This window comes from uncultured Aquimonas sp. (assembly GCF_937888285.1).
In the GTDB taxonomy this organism is placed as follows: domain Bacteria; phylum Pseudomonadota; class Gammaproteobacteria; order Xanthomonadales; family Xanthomonadaceae; genus Aquimonas.
On record NZ_CALART010000005.1, the window covers coordinates 35,831 to 56,199 of the forward strand.

The window sequence follows — 20,369 nt, forward strand, 5'->3', positions numbered from 1 at the left end:
CCGCTGAAGTCGGAGCCGCCCTCAGTGGAGAGTTGCCTCGAAGGAGACGTTCCCCTGAGCGCTCACGCCAACGGCAGGACGCTCGCCGATTTGCACACCGAGTCGTGCAGCTGGCGCACCTGAGCGGCCACGGCATGCTCCTGGCCGCTGCCCAAAGCATCGACATGCCGACAGGCGGCGAAACCCTGCGATGCGCGCTCGTACTTCGCCACCCACGAGCGCCGTGCGGGCAAGTCGGCGTGTTCCGGACGCCACGCCGCCGCATAGGGCGAACGCAGTCGCGGCAGGTCAATGCGCCAGGGCTTGGGCGTGAGGCGCGCGCGGAAGCAGTTCTGGTTGCGGCACATGCGCGCATAGTCGGCGTCCACGCCGAGCGCCTCGAAGGCGGCGGCAACCTCCGGTTCCCGGGGATCGAACAGGCGGTGCATCGCCAGCAGCCGCAGACCGGCCGGGGTGCGGTACACATGCAGCCGCCAGTCAGGGCGTCGTTCGACGAAACGCTGGATACGGCGTCGCGCCAGCCCTTCGACGCCACCGGACAGGGCCATCCAGGACCGGAACAGCAAGCGACTCAACACCCCGCCCACGATCAGCCCGAGAAGCAGCCCGCCCACCAGCGCACTCCCCCAGCCCTGCCCGAATGCCGACCCCAGAGCGAGCGCAAAGGCGAGTGCGAGCAACCCGGTCAGCGTCCAGCGCAGACGCCAGTCCGGCGCCTCGACGAAATCGATGTCGGCAAACAGCACATTCGGGGTGTTGAGGCACAAGGCGCCATAGCCGTTGCGCGTGATCACGGACTCACCCTTGCGCTGCACGACCTCTTCCCGGATCGGCAGACCGTCTGCGCCGTTGTAGGCGACCCGGCGCTCACGCCGAGCCAACTCGACGCCTGCACGAATCTGCGCCATCGCGTCGGCGACGCGCGCCTCCGCATGCGCCTGGGCCTGCTCCAGGCTGAGGTCCGACCAGCCAAAGCGGCGCACGGTGACCTGACGGCGACGCTCGCGATGCTGCAGGCGGGCTTCCGCCCAGTACTTCGGGATGATCATCGGTGCCTGTCCTTGGGAGCTGCACGCGCAAAGCTTACGCAAAGGGACACTGCAGACAGCAGCACGACCCGCCATCAGGATTCAGGACCAGCGCCCGGCTCACCTTCCCTCCGGGCAGACGCCGTTCTGGCGCGCCCCGTGTTGTCGCGCCTGCACACACGAAGTCGACAAGCCGCCGCGAGGGCCCGTCAAGAATGGGGCGGCTCCGCCTCACGCCTCGCGGCGATCGCCGACCGCCAGCCTGTTCTACTCGCGCAAGTGCAGTGCGCGCGGGCAGCGGCCACGGCGTCGCCACGGTGGCAACCCCTTTCGCCGGCTGGGAGCGCGGGCAAGCCGCCGCTGCAGGGAGGCTGACGACCCTGACTGCGTCGTCCGGGTCCCGTACGCCTCGCACTCGTTCGGTCGACGTCCATTCCACGGAATCAAGCGACCGCTCCCTGCCGCTTCGCGCCCCACTGCTAGACTCAGGCTCCCGAGACTCTTCCTCGAACCACCATGCGCCTGCCGCAAGTGTTGTGCATCCTCACCCTGGTCGCCGGCCTTTCTTGCAGCGCATCGGCATGGGCGGAGGAAGAGGAAGTTCCTCTTCCGCGACACATGACGACCGAGGAGCGCGCGCGCTGGACGCCGCCGCTGTCCGTGCCGCTGCGCGCGCCGCCTCCAGGCCCCGTCCGCGCCATCGCCGAGTACGAGCCGAATGCCGGCATCCTGATGCGCTGGACGGCGACCAGCAGCCTGCTGCCGCTGCAGACCGAAATGATCACCAAGGTCACGACCGTGGACAGCCGCGCCAAGGTCTTCCTGGTGGTCGCGAGCAGCGCGCAGCAGGCCAGCGCGACCACGGCGCTCAGCAATGCCGGCGCGGATCTCGCCCGCGTGCAGTTCGTGATCGCCGCCAGCGACAGCATCTGGATGCGCGACTACGGCCCGCGCTATGTCGTCGATGAAGCCGGCCAGCTGGCGATCATCGACCACACCTACAACCGTCCGCGGCCGAACGACAATCTGATTCCCACCGCCCTGTCGAACGCCTGGAACCAGCCGCGCTACGAAATCGGCCTGCTGCACGGCGGCGGCAACTACCACCTGTTCGACGACCGCGCGGCCTTCCTGACCAACCTGATCTTCGACCCGTCCGAGGGCAATCCTTCGCTGAGCCTGGCCGATGTGCAGGCCCGCTATCTCGACTACCAGGGCAACCTGGTCGAAGTCACCGCCGCGCTGCCGCAGGCGCTGGATGCGACCCGCCACATCGACATGTGGATGCTGCCGGCATCGAGGGACTCGGTGATCATTTCCGAGTACTCGCCGAGCCTGCTCGGCGGCGTGCCGGCACAGGTCACCAACGACATGGCGACGACGCTGGCAGGCCGCGGCTACACGGTGTTCCGCACGCCAGGCTTCCAGTGCAGCGGCGCGCACTGCACCTATGCGAACGCGGTGATCCTCAACGATCTGGTGCTGACCTGCCGCTTCACCCCGGCCAGCAACCCGAACCAGTACGCCGCGCAGAACGCGCAGGCGGTGAGCGTGTTCCAGCAGGCGTTTCCGGGACGCACCATCGACACCGTCGACTGCACCAACATCATCGCCCTGGCCGGCGCGATCCACTGCATCGTGATGCACGTCCCCGAGGTCGGTACGATCGTTCTGTTCAGAGACGGATTCGAGGACTGAGGAGCGCGCGGCACACCCCGTGCCCCGTGTGCTTTGAGCGACACCGCGCGCGCGTCGACACTGTGCGATCTTCGACTGCGGGGGCCGCTCCGCACCTGGCGCGCCGCTGCAGCGGCGGCTTCAAGCGCGACGCACAGAGGGCTTGACAGCCCGAAAAACAGGCGTATCGTGCGCCACCTCGCGGACTTCCCCGCACTGTTCCAGAGCAGACCCAGCCATGAACCGCATCGCCCACCCGCCACGCAAGCCGCACGCGAGGCCCTTCGGCTTTGACGTCTGCGCGCGCATGCGGCTGGACCAGCGCGGCATCGCTGGCAACCGCCGCATCGATACCACCGGCTGATCTTCCGCTCGCGGGAGATCGGCGACCCCGATCTCCCCGAGGCGACGCGAACGCCCTCGGGTTCCCACCCGGGGGCGTTTTGTTTCCAGCGTTCGCGATCGACAGCGGTTCGAAGCCGCTCCCTTCTCTCGCCTCGTTGATTCGCAGCGGATCGCTGATCGGCTGGCAAAGTCAGCTGAGCATCAGATGCGCTTGAACGAAGCAAGGGCGTGGGGTTTGGAAGAGGGGAGCGAAGGCTTGCGCGAGCCTGCCCCCCCTCTCCCCAACCCCTCTCCCTCCAGGGGAGAGGGGCTCGACTCGGCAGACTGGCGTGGACCCAAGGTGCATGAGGCCAAGCGAGTGTTGGCTTCAGGGTTCGCAATCAATACAGGGAGTTCCAGGACAAGCGCGAGCCTGCTCAGCAGCAGCAGGCCCGCAGCAGGCCAAAGCGGCCTGCAGGAATTGCCGCCGTGAACCGGCGGCAATGCGAAGCCTCTTTCACCGGTTCGTAGCGGTACGGGTTCCCACGCCCGTCCGGTGCGCGCGGCGCTGCCGTGGCGTATGCCTCGGGCCGGCTGCAGGGGGTTTCTCAGCGACGGCATTGGCTCAGAGGCGAGAGCGTCGGACCGCATAGTCCGAAGGTCGCGGGTTCGAGTCCCGTATGCCGACACACGGATAGCTCAATTGGTTAGAGCATCGGACTTCTAATCCGAGGGTTGCGGGTTCGATTCCCGTTCCAACTGCCTGTCACGCAGTGTTCCATCGCACCACCCGGGGCCTTGCGCCCAGCGGGCTTCGCCCCGCGCCGCCTGGCGACTCGCGAACACGCGGCTTCGGCTGCAGGTTCAAGGGACACCAGGCGGCAACGTCAACTGGACCGGGACCCCGCCCGCGCCAGCGGCCGGCCCGCGCAGGGATCGCCTTCTGCCAGTTCGGAGAGCGCGACACCCACGCCACGCCGCCCGCACGCGCGCGCTGGATCTCCGTCCCGAGGGCGGCGGGGCGAACCCTTCTCTTCGCGGCATCGCGGCCTGTTGGCCGTGCGCTTTGTTGATCCACAGAAGCCCACTTCAAGTCCCTGAGGGCACTGAGGCCGCGCATTCCCCCGCTCGTCGTCCCCGCGCATGCGGGGACCCAGTCGGGCACCCGGTGACTGCACGTAAGTGCAGTCACGCCTCTGACGCCAATCGGAGGTGCAGCAGCACGGGATCCCGGCCTGCGCGGGGATGACGGGCTGAGTGAACGAGCGGGCATCACCAGCGCACTGCGCTTCTCAGGCGCGCGGAAGAGGCGCACTGCATTGAACACCTGCAGGTGGCCACTGCGTCGAATCGCCAAGCGCAACCCAAAGCTGACCTACAACGCAACCCCTGCCCCCGTCGCGCATCGGCTCGCCGCGGCACCGGGGCCTGCCCACCCATCGTCGAGCCCAATGCAAGTAAAGGAGACCGCAATGCTGATGATCCGCAAGGTCGTGATCGGCGACGCCGAGCGCGGCCTCGTTTACCGCAACCGTCGCTTCGAGCGCGTGCTGGGCCCGGGCGTGCACCGCCTGCGGGCCTGGTTCGATGAAGTCGAAGTGCGCCTGTTCGACATCACCCAGCCGGAGTACGCCGGCAAGGATATCGACGCCCTCATCGCTGGTCTGGGCGGGCACCTGTCCGAGAACTTCCTGCTCGCCGACATCGGCGGCCAGGAGCTCGGCCTCGTGTTCAAGCACGGCAAGCTGCAGGACGTGCTGCAGCCGGGCACCCGCAAGCTCTACTGGAAGGGCCTGGTGCCGGTCGAGGTGCAGCGCATCGCCGTGGCCGAATCGAGCGAGATCGATGTGGCCACCGCGCAGCGCCTGCGCCAGATCGGCCTGCTCGACAAGGTCGCGGTGTCGGTGACCGTGCCCAGCGAGCACGCCGGCCTGCTGTTCGTCGACGGCACGCTCGCGCGGGTGCTGACGCCGGGTGCTGCGGCCTTCTGGAACCTGCAGAAGAACGTCGTGGCCGAAGTCATCGACCTGCGCGTACTGGCCATCGAAGTCGGCGGCCAGGAGCTGCTGACCCGCGACAAGGTCTCGCTGCGCGTGAACCTGGGTGCGAGCGTGCGTGTCACCGACCCGGTGGCGGCCCGCACCAAGGTCGCCAAGTACGGTGACTTCCTGTATCGCGAGCTGCAGTTCGGGCTGCGTCAGGCGGTGTCGTCGAAGTCGCTGGACGAACTGCTCGGCGACAAGGCCTCGCTGGACGCCGACATCTACAGCTACGTGCGCGCTCGCGTCGAGGCGCTGGGGCTGGAGGTGCTGGGCGTCGGCGTCAAGGACGTGATCCTGCCGGGCGACATGAAGGAGATCCTGAACAGCGTGGTGCAGGCGGAGAAGGCGGCCCAGGCCAACGTGATCCGCCGCCGTGAGGAAGCGAACGCCACGCGCTCGCTGCTCAACACCGCCAAGCTGATGGAGGACAGCCCGGTGCTGATGCACCTGAAGGAGCTGGAGGCGCTGGAAAAGGTCACCGAGAAGATCGACAAACTCACCGTGTTTGGCGGCCTGGATGGCGTGCTCAAGCAGCTGGTGACGCTGAAATGAGAAACCGCGCGGCCGAAGGGAATCGGCCGCGCGGCCTTTGCCATGTCAAGGGATGAACCCATGGACACCGCCGCGATGCCCGCGACTCGCACCCTGCTTCTGTTGATCCTCCTCGTATGCGCATCGATCGTTGGCGCCGTCGACAACCCCGATGCCCCCGACTATCTAGGCGAGTTCCGAACGCGCGCTGCGGCGTATGAGCTGGCGGTTGCGGAAGCTGCGGGCGGCAGCGCCTCCGCCGAGATCGGCGCATGGATCGCGTTTCTGGAGAGCGAGCTGACACAGGCGCAGGAAGCCCTGTCTGCACTGCTTCCCGTGGACGAGCAGAGCCAGCTGCAGCGCGCCCAGTCCCGCTGGCGCGCGCACTTCGATGCGGACAAAGAGCTGATCCGCACGATCTGGTCGCGCGAACGCGCGGGCAGTTCCGCAGCGCTGTCGGCGGGTATGGAGCGCGCGGCAGCCCTGCAGCAGCGGATCGAACTGCTGCTGCGTATGCGTGGGGCCGTATATGCCGACATCGAGCCCTGAGGGCTGGACCTTCGCGGCGCCGAGTGGTCGATGCCGTGTCGATGGGATTTGGCTCGAGGCATGGCGCAGGCTGCGGTCGCCTGCACGCAGGCTCCTCCCCGATGCGTGAGCGAGCCCGTGCAGACAACCTCGGCAACAACTGACCTGCGAAGCGCAGCCAAGCCACTCGCAGCTGCGGCAGCTCCTGCCAGATGGAATGCATCGATGGCGCCGACGGGCGAATGCCGCGTCGCGGCACTGCCCGCAGCGCCATAGGCCGCGCGCCGGAGATATCGGATGATCGCGGCTGCGCATTCCACTCACCCAGGCCACCGGATGTCACTCGAGCTCTTCTTCGTCACCCGAACACCTTCGTTCGAGGCCTTGCGCGACCCGGACTTCGCACCCAGCCCGGCACAGCGCAAGCTGCGGCAGAAGCTCGTGACCGAGCTGCTGGCCGACTATGCCGGCACCGGACTGCGCGGCGACCTCCTTGATGGATGGATCGACGGCCTGCCCGGCACCCTGCAGCTGCAGCCCGGCTATCTGCTCTGGAGTCTCAAGGGCATCGACGGCGATGCCGACATCGACATGGTTCAGGGCGTGATCGACTGGTTCGCCGCGCGCGCGCTCATCTGCGAGGACCCGCAGGATGCAGGCTTCGGCAACCGGCGTCCGCGCCAGGGTGAGAAGCTGGACTCCTACCAGGCGCTGGTGGGTGCCCAGCTGCAGAGCCTGCAGTTCGATCGCGATTGGTCGACCTCGCTGATCGTGGGGTGGATCCTCGGCGATGAACGCGGCGCCCGGCTGCGCCTGATGCACTTCACCCGCTGCGAGGTGCCGCAGCTCTCTCCACTGGTGCAGGCACGGGTGACGGCGGTGGAGCATGTGCGCGCCAGCGAAGTGTTCGACAATTTCGTGTTCCGCTTCGATTCGGGCGACAGCCTGCAGATCTTCGGCTGCGTGCCCGACTCGCTGACGGCCCTGGCGAAGCCGAGCCGTGGCGGCGGGAAGCGCTGAGACTTCGCCTGCCGCAGGGCCTAGGCCTGGACGCGGTCGCTGCCGTTCAAGAGCGACGCGTGGGAGTCCGGGATTCGTTCGCCGATGCAGTGAGAACAGCAGTGGATGCGAGTCGAGGCGCCGATTGCTGGAGACCGCCCTGATGTCGAATAAGCCCGCCGGAAACACGCCGCTTGGCGGACACCTGACGAGACCGCTCATTCGCGCCGACGCAGCTCGCCGTGATCGTTGAACTCCATGCGCACGGGCATCTCGTCACCATCGCGACGCGTGCAGCCGGAGCGCAGCGGCAGGGCTTCGAGCTGAGCGGGCGCGTTGCGCACGGACGAGCTCATGCTGGCGTCCGCTGCGATCTGCTCTTCGGTGCCGACGGGCGCCAGCGGCCCCATGAAAGCGAGCACTGCGGTTCCCGTGTCCAGAGGACGCTGCCATGCCTGCGCAACCAAGGGACCCGGCATGCGGCGGCCGCTCACTGCCAGGCCTCCACGCTTCCGCTGGGCGCTCGTTCAAGGGCGCGCCGGGCGACCAAGGGACGCAGCCAGTTGTGCACGCCGGAGCAGGCATATGAACCTTCATGAACAGTGCGGAAAGACCCATCGAATCGGCGCGCAGGCAGGACAGTGCCAAGCCCCGAGGACGGTTTCGGCCCCTCGCTACTGCGTCGCCGGCGCCTTGACCAGGCGGCAGCAGCGAGGCGTCGAGGCTGCGCGCGATCCACGCTATTGCCGCGCTTGACGCCTAACTTTGACCATGGCGCAGCTTCCTCCCTGTCGCAATGGCACGGCCAAACGCCCCGCCACCGCTCCATGCGATTGGCGTGACGCGCACGCGAGCGTCTTCAGCCGTCCGCTGGTGGCATTGCAGGTTCGATCGCCGACCATCGGTCCGGACTCGCACCGACGGCATCGATCACGCTCTCACCCCCGGAGGTGCGAGCAACCGCGCTGAGCCAGCTCCTCCTGAGCCCGCTCAGCGCGGCCGGGCTGGACGATGCAGGCAGGGCCACGTCCTTCCTGATCCGGCACGCATCGAGCACCAGCGGGACCACCCCTGACTGGGCCGGCGGATCTTGAAGACACTGCGTGCCGGCCCCGCTCGCTGGGGCAGAGCCCGGCGGGCGGATCAGGGATCCAGCGGCGGCATGTAGTCCAGCGGCACGCAGACGAGTACGCCGCGCTGCCAGTTGCAATCCCAATACTGGCCGTCGCTGTCGACCACGATCATCGCCATCGACTGGGCGCTGGCCAGCGCGAGCATGGCCGCAGCCATCGTCAGCAGAATCTTCTTTTTCATGTCATCTCTCCGATAGTGAGAACCGGCCAGGACCGGTGCGGCGCGCCTGCCGCCAGGACGGAGGCATCCACTGCGCCCGCGCCTGCAGTGTCCGGCGCCATGGGCTCCCATGTCGGCACGCACCCACCTCGCGGCGGTAACGGATCGGAAACGCCACCTTCAGCAGAGTGGCGATTGCCTTCCAAGCAGAAGCAAGCTTGAGTCGTTCCCAGTACAGCCCATCAGCGCGTTCGCTGCGGCCTCCGCCGTCCGAGGTCACACCACGCTGAGGTGACCGGGAGAGGGCTCAAGCGAGCGCAGGGCGTGTCCTGCCGCGGGTGCTGCAGCGCCCCGGCACCCGCCGGTCCGACTTTGGCACGCCTCCCCGATGAGGCGGGATTCTTACCGGCGCGCTCCATGCCAGCGCAGGCCGAGCGACGGAGGGTTGCTCTCATCGCTCCAGACGCCGGTGAAGGCATTGAAGTCGGCGCTGAACTTCAGGTCGAGCTGGCCTGAGCCCCAGCGATCCTTCCAGCCGCAGCGGAACTCCTGGGCCTTGAGCCGCTTGCAGTCGAGTAGCACGCCCTCTTCCACGTCGTCGCCGTACTCGAACCGATACACGCCGTCGCGGCCATCGCGGGTTTCGCCGTAGAACTCGGTGACGGATGGGGACATGCCGTCGGACCAGATCTCGCCGTGGTACGCGCCGCGTGGGGCGCTTGCGGGCTCGTTGGCCGACTCGGGCTCGCTGCCCGTGCATGCGGCGCTCGACAGGATGAGGGCAACGGCGATCAGCCGAGACGCGCGGCGAGAAATCGTGCGGTTCATGCAGACGCTCCAGAAGGAAGGTTGATATCGGTTGGATACGGGCGAGCGCGGCGCCGGGGAACGCGCCGGGCCTTGGTGCGCCGCAGGCGCACCCTACCGGATGGGATACGCCGCAGGCGCACCCTATCGGATGGGTTACGCCTCGGCGCACCCTACCGGATGCAATCCATTACTGGGGTATGCCGCATGACTTCATGCGCGCCGCGCGCGCTGCAGCCTGCCAGATGATCGACGACGGCGCGCCACGCTTCGCGCATCTTGGCGATGACGGCGAAACGTACGCGCCGCGAGACTCGATGCGTCGGCGAAGCGCCCCTGGGCGACGATAACCCCGCCGCCCAAACCCGAGGCACCGCCGGGCCCCGTAGGGTGCGCGTGTCGCGCACCGGCCTCCCGAAAGATGCGGTGTCCCGCGCCAACACCCACCAACACGACAGGGCATAGAACCCACGCCCCCAGATGAGCCACCGATCTGAATCTCACTGCCGGATTCGTCAACCGGCACGATACCGCCGATGCGTAGTTGGTTCTCTTCAGGTTCTGCCAGGCACCCGCCCTCCGCACTCGAGACGCCCTTCGATCCACGCTTCAACCGTGGGTGCGAACCCGCGAAAGCTGTCCGGGTAGACGGTCTGCGCTTCCTCGATCGTCACGAAGCTCAGGCTCGCTGTCGACGACACCACGCGCACCGTGAGGAAGGCGCTCGCGAACCCAGGCTTGGACACCTTGGGCGCAATCTGAAGAGAGGTGCCGCCCACGCCGATGTCGTATCTCCGGATCTCGATCGTGTCGCCCGCCAGGGCGCGCTTCTCGTTCCAACAGACATTGGCCGCGCGCTCGACTCGATCAATGACGTCGGCGGCTGGAACGAAGAACTCCCGCTCCACGACCGGCACTGAGCGATACGTTTCATACGCCGCGCATCCCGGCAGCGCGACGGCAGCGACCATGAGAAACCCCATGGAAGAAATCTTCTGGGTCAACTTGAAGGGGTCGCTTGGCATACAGCTCAGTCCAGTTCCATTGTCAGTCATGGCGATAGCAAACGCCTTCGCAACTCACGCGCAGCTTCATCACCCGCGTTTTCGCCGACTTCCAGCAAGCGAAGCGCTCTCGCCCGGTCTTCAGCCTTTCCCGACGCCAGGCGCATCAGCGCGGCGTTGTACGCAGCGATCGGATGATGGGGTGCAATCAGCTCGAACTCGGCGAGTGCGCGCTCGGGACAAAGCCCGTGCACGTCCCAGCCGACCGCCGCGTGAAGCAACAAGCCGTACTCGTCGGCTTCGCGCAGGCGCTCGTTGTAGAACATCATTTCGCCGAAGGCGAGCGAGGTCAGCACCGGCTGGTCGGGCGCCACCCGGTAGCCGCCGCCGGTGTACCAGCCGCTGAAAGCCTGCTGCGTTGTCCGTACGCGCCCATCCGGTTCCAGCCACATGAAGCCATCCAGACCCCGTACCGGAAACCCGTCAAGCGCATCCGACACCTGCCGCGCAAGCGATCGCACATGCGCCTCGGGGGCAATACCTGACCAACTGGCGTACAGCACCACTTCGCGCACTTCAGGCTTGAAGCTCGTCCGCAACTCCGTCGTCAAGGCTTCGATGGTAAGGATGCGGCCATCCCCGCTGTAAAAGCGCCAGGGACTTGATGCCACGAGCACACTGAACTCGTGAGGCGGGCTATCGATGTGCTCGGCATACGCATTCACCGCATCGCGCCCGTACCGGCAGCCCTCGCCGTTTTCAGGGCAGGTCGGCACCGCCAGCATGCCCTCCAGGCGCAGGCCGTGACTGCAACTGCCGCCTGGAGATGTCGTTGTTCCATCGGAAGAGGAGCCTGCATCGTCCGACCGTTCGATCGTCTGCTCAGGCGCAGCACTCGCTGCACGGCGGGTTTCGGTGCGCGCGCAGGCCGCCAGCAAAAGCAGGCACAGCAGGCTGAGCGACTGCACGAGACCGGATGGAACGGCCCCGCGCACGAGGAAGGACTTCGGGTCCGGAAACCAGTACCAACGGCTGGGATTGCGCATGGAGAAAGATTCCCGAGGACAGGATTCCGCGAGTCACTCGCGTTGAACACTCCTACTTCGATGCAAGCCCCTGCCGAGCCCGGGCCAACTGCTGCTCCGCCAGCGGATAGCGCTCGATCGCCAGCGCCCGCTCAAGAGCGTAGATGGCCTCCTCGTAGCGCTTCATGCGCAGCAGCGCAGCACCCAGGTTTCCGTGTGCGTGGGCCGCGCTGGGGTCTATCTCGATGATGCGGCGCAGCTGCGCGAGCTCGGACTCAGGTGAGCCGTGCACACGCTCCATTCGAGCGCGTTGCCGCAACACCGAAATCCTCGCGGCGTCCGAGTCGGCCCACCGCTCAGCCTCGTCTAGCTGCGTCTTCGCGCGCTGCGGATCCTTCATCTGCAGAGCGATCACCCCACGCAGCAGCCAGGGCCGATGGTGTTCCGGCTGCAGGGTGTATGCGGTGTTGAGCGTCTCCCATGCCTGCCGCCTCTGTCCGCGCAGAATCTGCAGACGCGCCTGGGCGAGAAAAGCGCGTGCGACCGGCGGGTCTGCCTGCAAGGCCGGCTGCAGCAGACGCTCAGCATGGGTGACGGCCTCCGGCGCATAACTCCTGCCGCGGAAGGCATCGCCACTGCGATAGCCCAGTGCCAGCACCAGCTCTGAGGAGGCAAGCGCCACCCAGGGGTCGTTGGCATCGATCTGCCGCGCCCGCGATACGTCAGCAGCGACCTGCTCCAGCACCCCGCCACGCAGGCCTCCGGCATCCAGACGCTCCAGTGCGGCGCGCGCGTGATCTTGGGCTGAAGGCGCTGGCGCCTGCTCAGCGCAAGCCGAAAGTACAAGAAGCGCGAACAGCCATCCGCAGCGCACGAGGCTCCGGACTGCACACCACCGACGCAAAGAAGAGGCCATCGTCATCGAAGTCCCAAGGGTGCAGTTTGGGTAGAGCGCCATCGCGGATGGCGCCGGTAGCGCAGATACAGCGGGAGCCCTTCCGGACCCAGCGAGCGCGAAAGTGTCGGACAGATTTCCTGGCTCATGGGAAATGTACGCGCCCCCGTTCTCGGCAGTGGGTGGGAGAGAACTGTGGCGAACTACTCCGGCGAGCGCCACATGCTGTACTTGAACATCAGATAGAAATGCACGGCAAACCCGACTGCACAAACGCGCCAGCCGGCGATGATCCCCAGCAGGAATGCCTTTGAGTCAAACACGACTGCGCAGCCAGCGGACAGCAGGCCGATGCATAGTCCAGCCCCCATGAGATTGAGACAAGACTGGCGCCGGCCTTGTTGACGCGTCCCACTCCGCCTGTCGCCTTCTGAGGGAACAGGGAACTGCCCATCCCCCGCCACCGCTGCCCGCGCGACATGCACGGCCCGATGAGGGACGCCAGCGCCATCCTGCGCTAGCGTTTTCGCGGTGAAGCGCGACTTCTGCCCGGCCGCGCCGTCGGAGACCCGCATGCTGCCCCTGCTTTCCTGTACCCCATCCGTGGATCACGCTGGTGCGCATTCGCCGCGCTCGCCCAGGCGACGGCGCGTGCCCGCGCTGCAGGCCCTGCTGGCGGTGCTGATGTGGCTGGGCCTGCTCACGCTGTCCGCGGCGCAGACTCTGTCGGGCAGCGTCAGCAGCACGCCGGCCAACTGTTTCGGCAGCAACACCGGCTCCGCCACCGCTTCGGTCACTGGCGGCACCCCGCCTTACAGCTACATCTGGAGCCCGCGCGGCGGCACGGCGGCCACGGCGACGGGTCTCACCGCCGGCGACTACAGCGTGCGGGTGACGGATTCGGTGGGCGCCAGCCTGGACCTCTTCACCACGGTGACGCAGCCGCCCCAGCTGCTGGTGAGCGTGGTCGGCACCGATGCCAGCACCTTCGGCGGCAGCGACGGCAGCGCGACCGCCACGGCCAGCGGCGGCACAGCGCCCTACAGCTATTTCTGGTCGCCGTTCGGTAGCGGCCCGACCCTGAGCGGCCTCGCCGCCGGCACCTATTCCGTCTCGGTGACTGATTTCAACGCCTGTAGCGCGCAGGGCAGCGTGGTGATCGGCCAGCCGACACCGCCGACGATCAGCACGGCGATGCCGACCTCGATCCGCGCACGCTCCGCCGTGCTGGGCGGCACGGTCACCAGCGAGGGCAGCACGGCGGTCAGCGAGCGCGGCGTGGTGTTCAGCCGCACGCAGTCGACGCCGACCCTGCAGGATGAGCGCGTCGCCATGGGCAGCGGCCAAGGCAGCTTCGCCGAAACCGTGACCCTTGAGCCGAACAGCACCTATGCCGTGCGGGCCTACGCGATCAGCCCGGCGGCGACGGTCTACGGCGCAACCCGCAGCTTCAGCACGCCGTCGGAGCTGTTCGGCACCATCGCGGTGGTGAACGGCGTCGCATGCTTCGGCGGCAGCAACGGTCGCCTACGGGTGAACGCCAGCGGCGGCGTGCCGCCCTACAGCTACCTGTGGTCGCCCGGTGGCAGCACCGCCGTGGAGATCTCCGGACGCCCGGCCGGCAGCTACAGCGTGTAGGTCAGCGATGCGATCGGGCAGAGCCTGTCGCTGTCGACCGTGCTCACGCAGCCGCCGCAGCTGCGAGTCGACAGCATCCTCAGCATCGAGACCAGCAGCCCGCAGGCCTTCGACGGCCGCCTCATCGCCAACGTCAGCGGCGGCACGCCGCCCTACTTCTACAGCTGGTCGCCTGCGGGCGGGACTGGCGCCACCACGGGGCTGCTCGGCGTCGGTACGTACACGGTGAACGTGGGCGACAACTTCAACTGCGCCACCTCGGCGAGCGAGAGCCTGCGCTCCGCAGCGCCCGCCGGTGCGCCCGAGGTGGACACGGCGCCCGCCGCAAACATCGCGCAGACCAGCGCCCAGCTCGGCGGCGCCGTGGTCGCGGAGGGCGATGCCCCAGTCAGCGAGCGCGGACTCGTGTACAGCACTTCGCGCACGCCCACCGTGCTCGACACCCGGGTCGCGCTGGGCAGCGGCATCGGTACGTTTGCGACTACGGTGAGCGGCCTGCAGCCCGGCGCCCTCTACTACGTCCGCGCCTATGCCACCAACACGGTCGGCACGCGCTACGGCAGCCTGCAGAGCTTCCGCACTCTGGCCACACCGGCCGCACCGCTGATCGGCAGCGCCACAGCCGACGACGGCGCGGCGACGCTGGCATTCACCCCGCCCGCGGAATCGGGCAGCAGTGCGATCAGCGGCTACGTCGTGCAGGTCGAACCGGGCGGCCGCGAGCTGGTCTGCAGCGGCCCGCCCTGCCGCATCGATGCGCTGCAGAACGGCAGCAGCTACGCCTTCCGCGCGATCGCGGTGAACGCCGCCGGCCGCGGGCCAGCGTCGGAGCTTTCGAACAGCGTGATCCCCGCGGGCGTGCCCGGTGTCCCCACCGGCCTGCGCGCCGTGGCCTCCAACGGCGCCGCTGAACTGCGCTTCCTGCCGCCCGCAGACGCCGGCGGCAGCCCGCTGACGGGCTATGCGATCGAGATACTTCCCAGCGGAGACACACGCGTCTGTGCGGCCGCGCCCTGCCGCATCGAAGGCCTGCAGAACCAGACCGCCTATCGCTTCACGGTGGCCGCCATCAACACCGCGCGCACCGGCCCGGCGTCTGCGCCCTCCAATGCGGTGACGCCCGCCAGCGCGGGCGCCGAACTGGTGCTCTCCGCCGCGCGCGCATCGCCTGCAAACGCCGCGGCCTCACGACTGGAATACCGCGTACACATCGACAACCACGGGCCGGACACCGTGCAGGCGCTCGGCGCACGCCTGCCGCTGCTGCTCGGGCTCGGCGATGTGCTGTGGTCGTGCAGCGGCATGAGCCCCGACGCGTGCACGCCCAGTGCCGGCGGCCAGCCCGTCAGCACCGCGCTGGCGCTGGCCGCGGGCGAGAGCGCGGTGATCGCGCTCAGCGGCGTGCCCCCACCGGAAGCGCTGTTCATCGAGTTCGAAGCGCGCCTCGAACCGCCCGCCGGGCTACTGCTCAACGGCGGCCACCCGCTGCGGCTGCGGTTTATCGACGCGGCGGACGAGCGTGGGTTGTTGCGGAGCGGGTTCGAGTAGGGGCGCAGTAGCGCTGGCGGTACCGTGCCAGCAGCGGCGCGGACCGCTGCGCTCTTCGCGCCATCAGGGTGTGGACGCGTCCGCCGAGGTGTCCTGGCAGATGACACGCCCGGCGGACGCTGCGTGCACTGAAGCGCAGAATCCACGCGCTTCTGCTTCGGAGAAGCCGAACAGGGCTCCGCAGTCGTCCGCACTGGATAGCGGCGCCAGCAGCATCGGGCCGAGCATATCGCGGCCCAGTCCGAGAAAAACCTCCTCGAACTGATAGCGCGAATGGAACTGGACCGCGGCCTCCGCGTCTTGACAAGCAAACCGGACGGAGAGTAGCCCGTTCGATTCACGGCGAATCACGGGAGGATCCGACGAGAAGGCCAGATGATTCTGCCCATCGGTCGAATTGCAGTTCACCTCGTCACCATCGACTACTGCAAGGGCGTCGACGGCAGCCATAAATGCTGCGTCGCTGAGTTCACAGTCCGCGTACATCCCGACAGAAGGCCCGGAATTCGCGTGCCCTCCAGTGGAAAGAAAACCTAATCCAAGGAGCACGACCAGATGCTTCGCAGAACGTTGCCCTATTGCCACGGAAAGACCCCCGAATGTGAGTGAGATTGAACTGCTGGCTGCCAGATGAGGGAAGACTCCAGGGGGGAGAGTTCGAATCAAGATAACGTGGCCAGGAAAGTGGCCCTGCCCCCCATCACTCGGATCGCATCGCCTGCTCGGCGGCGCCCGTCACATCGCTGTCTGTTCGCGGCAGCACCCGACGGAAACTTGCAGGGTCGATGCGTTCGCCGCCCTCGACCACACGCAGTCGTCCGTCGATCTCGCGTCCATCGCTGGACTGGAACACGCCGGTGGCGTAGCGCTCCAGGCAGCCGGCGTAGTCCGGCTCGCGCTTGCGACACAGCACGTGCGTCAGCCACGGCCCGAGCAAGGGCATCACCTGCATGGCCACCAGATCGCCATAGGTGCCGACCATGGCGGTACCGAAGGCCGACGAGAACTCGATGCGGTCCACCAGATCACGCGGCACTTCCGCCATGTTCTGCTGCGAATAGATGCCGGTGACGCCGGCCGTTCGCACCGCCGTGCGGCCCGCACTGGTGAGCACATACGCCTCGCGGTCCAGCGCCGGCCGCTGGCCGGGGCCCGCCGCGGCCCTGGCGTAGTTCTGATAGTCGACGTCATCCGCATCCAGCGCCTGCAGCGCCATGACGTGACCCACCACGATCACCCGGGGCCCGGGCACCGGCTGCAGCAGGGTCGTTGCCGGTGTCTCGACCTGCCCGCCGGGCTCGACCCAAGCGCCGACAAGCAGGTTGCGGGCATTGAAGTCCGCAAGCTCCTCCGCGCTCGGGCCGCTGCGCGCCAAGCGGATGCCCTGAGGCGTGACGCAGGCGCTGAGGCTTGAAACCAGCGCGATGGCAACAAGGAGCCGCTTGAAGGTGCGTGAGGGAAAGGGCACGGCGGAGTCAAACTGCGTAGGGAAGAATCGAGGCGAAGGATGGCGCGTGTTCTGAGGCATGCCAAGCGTTACAGCTGATTGGAAGCGCAGCGGGTGCGCGCACGCCAGAAGTCCGACCTCGCGAATCGCCCGGTGCCGCCCTCACCCCACCGCCGCCACCATCCGCCCCGCAAACTCCCGAAACAGCGCCCGCAAGCTCGTCGCCTCCGACAGCGCGCGATGCTCGCGGCTGTCGCGCGTTGTTAGCTCCAGCGCAGCCGCAGCATAGAGCTGCCGCTCGACCAGGCGCTCGCAGAGGATCTGGTAGCGCTGGGCGTAGCTGGCATTGCGGAATTCGTCGAAGACGCGGTAGTGCGGTTCCTGAACTTTCACCGGGGTGGTGGAGGCTTCGCAGTCTTCCAGCAGCATCAGCCAGCCGAGGAAGGGTGGGCGCGGGTCGCTGCGCAGGGTCGGGTTGAGCAGGGCGGGATCGGTGTCGGCTTGGTCACGGCAGTAGTCGCCCTCGCCTGCCGCCGTTTCGGCGATGCCGCCGCGGCGCGGGCGGTGCGGGCCGTCGCTGAAGGCGTGGTGGTGGTGCGCCACCCACAGGTCGGCGGCGGAGCCGATCACTTCTTCGCTGCGGTTGTTCAAGTTGTTGCCGAAGCTGCCCACCTGCGACTTGAACTCGAACACCGCCAGCAGGCGGCGCTGGTGGATGACCAGCACGTCCCAGTTCTTGGTGGCGCGAAAGAACCCCGGCAGCACCACGTCGCGCATGCCGGCATACACGCACTCCGGCGGCAGGCCGCAGTGCTGGACGACCTCGCGCACGAGCTGGGCGAAGCCGTCCATGTTCTTGCCGCCGACCACGGAATCACGACTGCCGCCCTGGCTGCGTTCGATCACCGCGCCGGTGCGCGTCTTCCAGAACGCCTCCACCGCATCACCAATCCGCGCGTCGAATCCTTCGGGCAACAGCTGGATCTTCATGCGGCCGCCTTGCGCTTGGCGCGTCCGGTCACCTGCGCCTCTTCAGCGATGCGCCGCACCAGCCGGCCTTCGTCCGCGCTCAGCCCAAACAGCTCGAACACCGGTGCGTCCAGCGCATCGGGTTTGGCCTCATCGGCCGCGGCCTGCAGGCGCGCGCGCAGCGCGTCCGGCACATGCTTCCACTGCGGCAGCCGCAGGCGGCGCAGGTACTGCGCCTGGAAGCGCAGAAAGCCGCCGGCCATGCGCGTGCAGTAGGTCGCTACGATCATCACACTCAACGACGAGCGCATCACGCAGCGCAGGGCGCGCAGATCCCACTCGCGCGAGGTGATGAAGTACAGATTGTGGTGCGGGTAGTAGTGGCCTTCGTCCAGCACGAATACCGCCTCGCCCTTGATGTCCGGCACCAGCAGCTTGGGCTGACGCACCAGCTCGGGGTAGATGCGGTCGATGGTGCGATACCAGCCCTCGCCGCTGCGCGTGGCGACATGGCGGCCGGCCACCGCTTCGTAGTGCTTGTACAGGTAGGCGGCGAAGCGCGGATAGCGCTCCAGATCGGCCAGCGTGCCGTCGGCCTCGAAGGGGTTGAGCACGCCACGGCCGCGCCAGTCGATGCGGCCGTCCACCAGATCGCGCGCCATCGCCAGCGGCAGCTTGCGCTCGGGCTCGACCGGCAGCGCTTCGAGGTCATCGATGAAGACGCGATCGCAGCCAGTGGCGACGCCAATGCCGACCTTGCAGCCGGCGTCTTCCAGCGCGGGGAACTGCGACTCCAGCCGGCGCAGCAGACGCAGGCGCGGCACATCATCGAGCAGCCAGGGCGCCTCACCGCCCTGAGCGAGGTCGACTTCATCGACGCCGCTGGCAACCGCATCCGCGAGCAGGCTCTGCGCCACGCGCGCCAGCCCGTGCTGCTGCAGAGCATCGGCGGTGGCGACGCGGGTGGGCGCGGCGCGCATCTTGGCGGCACGCGGTCGCTCGATCACGGTGATGGCCGGGTAGGCGATCACCTCGGTGTGGAAGGCATCGACGTTCTCCATGTCGATGTAATGCAGCAGCGCAAAGCCGCCGCTGATCTTGGCGCGCAGCGGGCCGCCGTAGCGGTTCTTCACCCAGCGGTTGGCGCAGATGAAACCCAGCCGCCCGCCCGGCGCCAACAGATCCAGCGCGCGCTCGTAGAAGGGCACGTACAGATCGGCGCGGTCGAACAGGGTGCGATAGCGCTGGCGGTACTCGGCCAGCAGGGGGGCGGGGATGCGCTCCTGCCGCACATAGGGCGGGTTGCCCACCACCACATCGAACTCGCCGGGCAGCGAGGTCAGCAGGAAGTCGTCGCAGACCAGCCAGGCCGCGCACAGGGCTTCGGCATCGGCGCGCGCGATGCCGGCATCGCAGAGCAGCGGCAGCAGACGCGCACTCACCGCATCGACGCTGCCGCGATGCAGTTCAACCGCGCGCACGGTCTCGCGCAGATCAGCGAGCGCCGATGCCGGCGTGCCGCCCTCGCGACGCCAGCTCTGCAGCAGACGCTGCACCGCAAGCAGCAGGAAATCACCGCCGCCGAAGGAAGGCTCGAGCAGGCGCAGGCGAGGTAGGGCGCGGTCGGCGGTGTAGCCGCAGAGATCGAGGATGGCCGCCGCCACCTCGGGCCGGGTGAACACCGCCCCGCGCTCGACCTCGCTCTCGGCCGCAAGCGACTCCAGCGCGGCGGAGACGTCCGGGGCGCGGAAGGCGGGGCCTAGGGAGTCGAAGAGGGAGGGCATGCGGCGAGGGTGGCGGGCGGGGAGAGATCAGGCAAGCGCTGAAAAGATAGCGGCTGAGGTTGCGATGCAAGAGAACAAGACCATGCTACGAAGATAGACCTAACCCATTCACCCTACTTTGAACCCGCCCGGACTTTCCAAACGCTTCCGGCGAACCCATTCCTAGGAAATACCTTTAATCGCAAGCACTCGCTGTACACCCTTCCGGACAAGTCCGAATAAGTTAAACGTATCGGAATCGCTGCCCCGTAATTAAGGTGCTGCCATCGGACATCGCTGCTGTATGAACCAAAGGCGTTGACTAGCTCCTCCCCGTTCCGAAGTACAGCAACCGCACTTTCGCCATCAAAACAACTAGCAATAATTCTCGCAACTTCGTCAGGGGCGCTCTTGGAGATGAGCGCATCGAGCGACCTCTTGTCCGCATGCAACCTTACCTCAAGCGCGGGGCGATTCCCTACATTTGAGATCACCAAGTTAAAAGCAGTCGACGTGTTCCCAGATGAGCACTCATCAACGAAGGCGACCACTATCGGCCGGTTAGTGCTCAACCAAAGGCGTCGCGTTAGATAAAGAGACAGACCAGAGCTGAAGAGTGCGAGCACGGAAATGGCCGTTCTAATCTCATCCCCCATCACAGGAAATCCCCCACTCATAGCTCTCGCGCAAGTTCCATACGAACCTCAAGAAAGGGGCCAGAGTAACTTCTCATGCTTTGGGAAGTGAACCTGACCCCAATTTCTGCTTCTTCAACGCGCCGCGCGGATGCGCGTAAATCGCCGCGTACACGGTTTCGTGGCTGACCCGCCACGCAGGATCGTCCGGATGCA

At 67.3% G+C, this 20,369-nt stretch carries 20 protein-coding genes and 2 tRNA genes; 10 read left to right on the top strand and 12 right to left on the bottom strand.

Annotated elements, in window-relative coordinates:
• Positions 1-62: 62 nt before the first annotated feature.
• Complete coding sequence (locus Q0654_RS00570) at positions 63-1,124, bottom strand: hypothetical protein (protein ID WP_298849407.1); 1,062 nt, start codon at positions 1,122-1,124, stop codon at positions 63-65.
• Positions 1,125-1,646: 522 nt separating this feature from the next.
• On the opposite strand from Q0654_RS00570, the gene Q0654_RS00575 reads away from it, so the two are divergent.
• The 7 genes from Q0654_RS00575 to Q0654_RS00605 all read left to right on the top strand — a co-directional run bounded on the left by Q0654_RS00575 (position 1,647) and on the right by Q0654_RS00605 (position 7,150).
• Positions 1,647-2,726: an agmatine deiminase family protein gene (locus tag Q0654_RS00575; RefSeq protein ID WP_298849408.1), complete on the top strand. Its 1,080-nt coding sequence runs from the start codon at positions 1,647-1,649 to the stop codon at positions 2,724-2,726.
• 217 nt (positions 2,727-2,943) lie between these two features.
• Positions 2,944-3,069, top strand: coding sequence for a hypothetical protein (locus tag Q0654_RS00580; protein WP_298849409.1), 126 nt, complete (start codon positions 2,944-2,946; stop codon positions 3,067-3,069).
• A gap of 574 nt (positions 3,070-3,643) precedes the next feature.
• Positions 3,644-3,717, top strand: a tRNA-Cys gene (locus Q0654_RS00585).
• Positions 3,718-3,721: 4 nt separating this feature from the next.
• Positions 3,722-3,788, top strand: a tRNA-Arg gene (locus tag Q0654_RS00590).
• Between the two features lie 713 nt (positions 3,789-4,501).
• Positions 4,502-5,623, top strand: a complete 1,122-nt coding sequence (locus Q0654_RS00595; protein ID WP_298849410.1) for a slipin family protein — start codon at positions 4,502-4,504, stop codon at positions 5,621-5,623.
• 60 nt (positions 5,624-5,683) lie between these two features.
• Positions 5,684-6,151: a hypothetical protein gene (locus tag Q0654_RS00600; protein ID WP_298849412.1), complete on the top strand. Its 468-nt coding sequence runs from the start codon at positions 5,684-5,686 to the stop codon at positions 6,149-6,151.
• 315 nt (positions 6,152-6,466) lie between these two features.
• Complete coding sequence (locus Q0654_RS00605; protein ID WP_298849414.1) at positions 6,467-7,150, top strand: hypothetical protein; 684 nt, start codon at positions 6,467-6,469, stop codon at positions 7,148-7,150.
• A gap of 197 nt (positions 7,151-7,347) precedes the next feature.
• Here Q0654_RS00605 and Q0654_RS00610 read toward each other — a convergent pair whose 3' ends face one another.
• From Q0654_RS00610 to Q0654_RS00620, 3 genes are all read right to left on the bottom strand, one after another.
• On the bottom strand, positions 7,348-7,551 hold the full coding sequence (locus Q0654_RS00610; RefSeq protein WP_298849416.1) for a hypothetical protein: 204 nt from the start codon (positions 7,549-7,551) through the stop codon (positions 7,348-7,350).
• Between the two features lie 721 nt (positions 7,552-8,272).
• The gene (locus Q0654_RS00615) at positions 8,273-8,443 is read right to left on the bottom strand and encodes a hypothetical protein (RefSeq protein ID WP_298849417.1); all 171 of its coding nucleotides are present in this window, start codon (positions 8,441-8,443) and stop codon (positions 8,273-8,275) included.
• Positions 8,444-8,824: 381 nt separating this feature from the next.
• Positions 8,825-9,097, bottom strand: a complete 273-nt coding sequence (locus Q0654_RS00620; RefSeq protein ID WP_298849419.1) for a hypothetical protein — start codon at positions 9,095-9,097, stop codon at positions 8,825-8,827.
• Between Q0654_RS00620 and Q0654_RS00625 the strand changes: the two genes are divergently transcribed.
• Complete coding sequence (locus Q0654_RS00625; protein WP_298849421.1) at positions 9,096-9,275, top strand: hypothetical protein; 180 nt, start codon at positions 9,096-9,098, stop codon at positions 9,273-9,275. The two genes, Q0654_RS00620 and Q0654_RS00625, sit on opposite strands and share 2 nt — an antisense overlap.
• A gap of 508 nt (positions 9,276-9,783) precedes the next feature.
• Here the strand turns inward: Q0654_RS00625 and Q0654_RS00630 are convergent.
• The 4 genes from Q0654_RS00630 to Q0654_RS00645 all read right to left on the bottom strand — a co-directional run bounded on the left by Q0654_RS00630 (position 9,784) and on the right by Q0654_RS00645 (position 12,728).
• Positions 9,784-10,254 (bottom strand): hypothetical protein, encoded by a 471-nt coding sequence (locus Q0654_RS00630; RefSeq protein ID WP_298849423.1) that lies wholly within the window; start codon positions 10,252-10,254, stop codon positions 9,784-9,786.
• Positions 10,255-10,280: 26 nt separating this feature from the next.
• Entirely contained in the window at positions 10,281-11,279 is a 999-nt protein-coding gene (locus tag Q0654_RS00635) for a hypothetical protein (RefSeq protein ID WP_298849425.1), read from the bottom strand.
• A gap of 52 nt (positions 11,280-11,331) precedes the next feature.
• On the bottom strand, positions 11,332-12,132 hold the full coding sequence (locus Q0654_RS00640; RefSeq protein ID WP_298849427.1) for a tetratricopeptide repeat protein: 801 nt from the start codon (positions 12,130-12,132) through the stop codon (positions 11,332-11,334).
• Between the two features lie 224 nt (positions 12,133-12,356).
• Positions 12,357-12,728, bottom strand: coding sequence for a hypothetical protein (locus Q0654_RS00645; RefSeq protein ID WP_298849429.1), 372 nt, complete (start codon positions 12,726-12,728; stop codon positions 12,357-12,359).
• A gap of 76 nt (positions 12,729-12,804) precedes the next feature.
• Here Q0654_RS00645 and Q0654_RS00650 point away from each other — a divergent pair, with 76 nt between their 5' ends.
• Both Q0654_RS00650 and Q0654_RS00655 read left to right on the top strand, forming a co-directional pair.
• Entirely contained in the window at positions 12,805-13,791 is a 987-nt protein-coding gene (locus Q0654_RS00650) for a SprB repeat-containing protein (RefSeq protein WP_298849431.1), read from the top strand.
• Positions 13,792-13,830: 39 nt separating this feature from the next.
• Positions 13,831-15,339 (top strand): fibronectin type III domain-containing protein, encoded by a 1,509-nt coding sequence (locus Q0654_RS00655; RefSeq protein WP_298849432.1) that lies wholly within the window; start codon positions 13,831-13,833, stop codon positions 15,337-15,339.
• 63 nt (positions 15,340-15,402) lie between these two features.
• Here Q0654_RS00655 and Q0654_RS00660 read toward each other — a convergent pair whose 3' ends face one another.
• The 4 genes from Q0654_RS00660 to Q0654_RS00675 form a co-directional block, all read right to left on the bottom strand.
• Positions 15,403-15,789, bottom strand: coding sequence for a hypothetical protein (locus Q0654_RS00660; RefSeq protein WP_298849434.1), 387 nt, complete (start codon positions 15,787-15,789; stop codon positions 15,403-15,405).
• Positions 15,790-16,039: 250 nt separating this feature from the next.
• Positions 16,040-16,807, bottom strand: coding sequence for a hypothetical protein (locus Q0654_RS00665; protein WP_298849436.1), 768 nt, complete (start codon positions 16,805-16,807; stop codon positions 16,040-16,042).
• 141 nt (positions 16,808-16,948) lie between these two features.
• Positions 16,949-17,776 carry a PaeR7I family type II restriction endonuclease gene (locus tag Q0654_RS00670; RefSeq protein WP_298849438.1) on the bottom strand — a complete coding sequence of 276 codons (828 nt, stop codon included), beginning with the start codon at positions 17,774-17,776 and terminating at the stop codon, positions 16,949-16,951.
• A complete protein-coding gene (locus Q0654_RS00675) occupies positions 17,773-19,539 on the bottom strand; it encodes an Eco57I restriction-modification methylase domain-containing protein (protein WP_298849440.1) in 1,767 nt (588 codons plus the stop codon). The genes Q0654_RS00670 and Q0654_RS00675 overlap by 4 nt, the downstream gene beginning before the upstream one ends.
• Positions 19,540-20,369: the final 830 nt, after the last annotated feature.

Bases quoted from the DNA above. Each gene is read 5' to 3' on its own strand.
- Q0654_RS00570 (WP_298849407.1), bottom strand. From the start codon at position 1,124: ATGGCGGGTCGTGCTGCTGTCTGCAGTGTCCCTTTGCGTAAGCTTTGC.
- Q0654_RS00575 (WP_298849408.1), top strand. From the start codon at position 1,647: ATGACGACCGAGGAGCGCGCGCGCTGGACGCCGCCGCTGTCCGTGCCG.
- Q0654_RS00580 (WP_298849409.1), top strand. From the start codon at position 2,944: ATGAACCGCATCGCCCACCCGCCACGCAAGCCGCACGCGAGGCCCTTC.
- Q0654_RS00595 (WP_298849410.1), top strand. From the start codon at position 4,502: ATGCTGATGATCCGCAAGGTCGTGATCGGCGACGCCGAGCGCGGCCTC.
- Q0654_RS00600 (WP_298849412.1), top strand. From the start codon at position 5,684: ATGGACACCGCCGCGATGCCCGCGACTCGCACCCTGCTTCTGTTGATC.
- Q0654_RS00605 (WP_298849414.1), top strand. From the start codon at position 6,467: ATGTCACTCGAGCTCTTCTTCGTCACCCGAACACCTTCGTTCGAGGCC.
- Q0654_RS00615 (WP_298849417.1), bottom strand. From the start codon at position 8,443: ATGAAAAAGAAGATTCTGCTGACGATGGCTGCGGCCATGCTCGCGCTG.
- Q0654_RS00625 (WP_298849421.1), top strand. From the start codon at position 9,096: ATGCCGTCGGACCAGATCTCGCCGTGGTACGCGCCGCGTGGGGCGCTT.
- Q0654_RS00620 (WP_298849419.1), bottom strand. From the start codon at position 9,097: ATGTCCCCATCCGTCACCGAGTTCTACGGCGAAACCCGCGATGGCCGC.
- Q0654_RS00630 (WP_298849423.1), bottom strand. From the start codon at position 10,254: ATGCCAAGCGACCCCTTCAAGTTGACCCAGAAGATTTCTTCCATGGGG.
- Q0654_RS00635 (WP_298849425.1), bottom strand. From the start codon at position 11,279: ATGCGCAATCCCAGCCGTTGGTACTGGTTTCCGGACCCGAAGTCCTTC.
- Q0654_RS00645 (WP_298849429.1), bottom strand. From the start codon at position 12,728: ATGCGGGTCTCCGACGGCGCGGCCGGGCAGAAGTCGCGCTTCACCGCG.
- Q0654_RS00660 (WP_298849434.1), bottom strand. From the start codon at position 15,789: ATGGCTGCCGTCGACGCCCTTGCAGTAGTCGATGGTGACGAGGTGAAC.
- Q0654_RS00670 (WP_298849438.1), bottom strand. From the start codon at position 17,776: ATGAAGATCCAGCTGTTGCCCGAAGGATTCGACGCGCGGATTGGTGAT.
- Q0654_RS00675 (WP_298849440.1), bottom strand. From the start codon at position 19,539: ATGCCCTCCCTCTTCGACTCCCTAGGCCCCGCCTTCCGCGCCCCGGAC.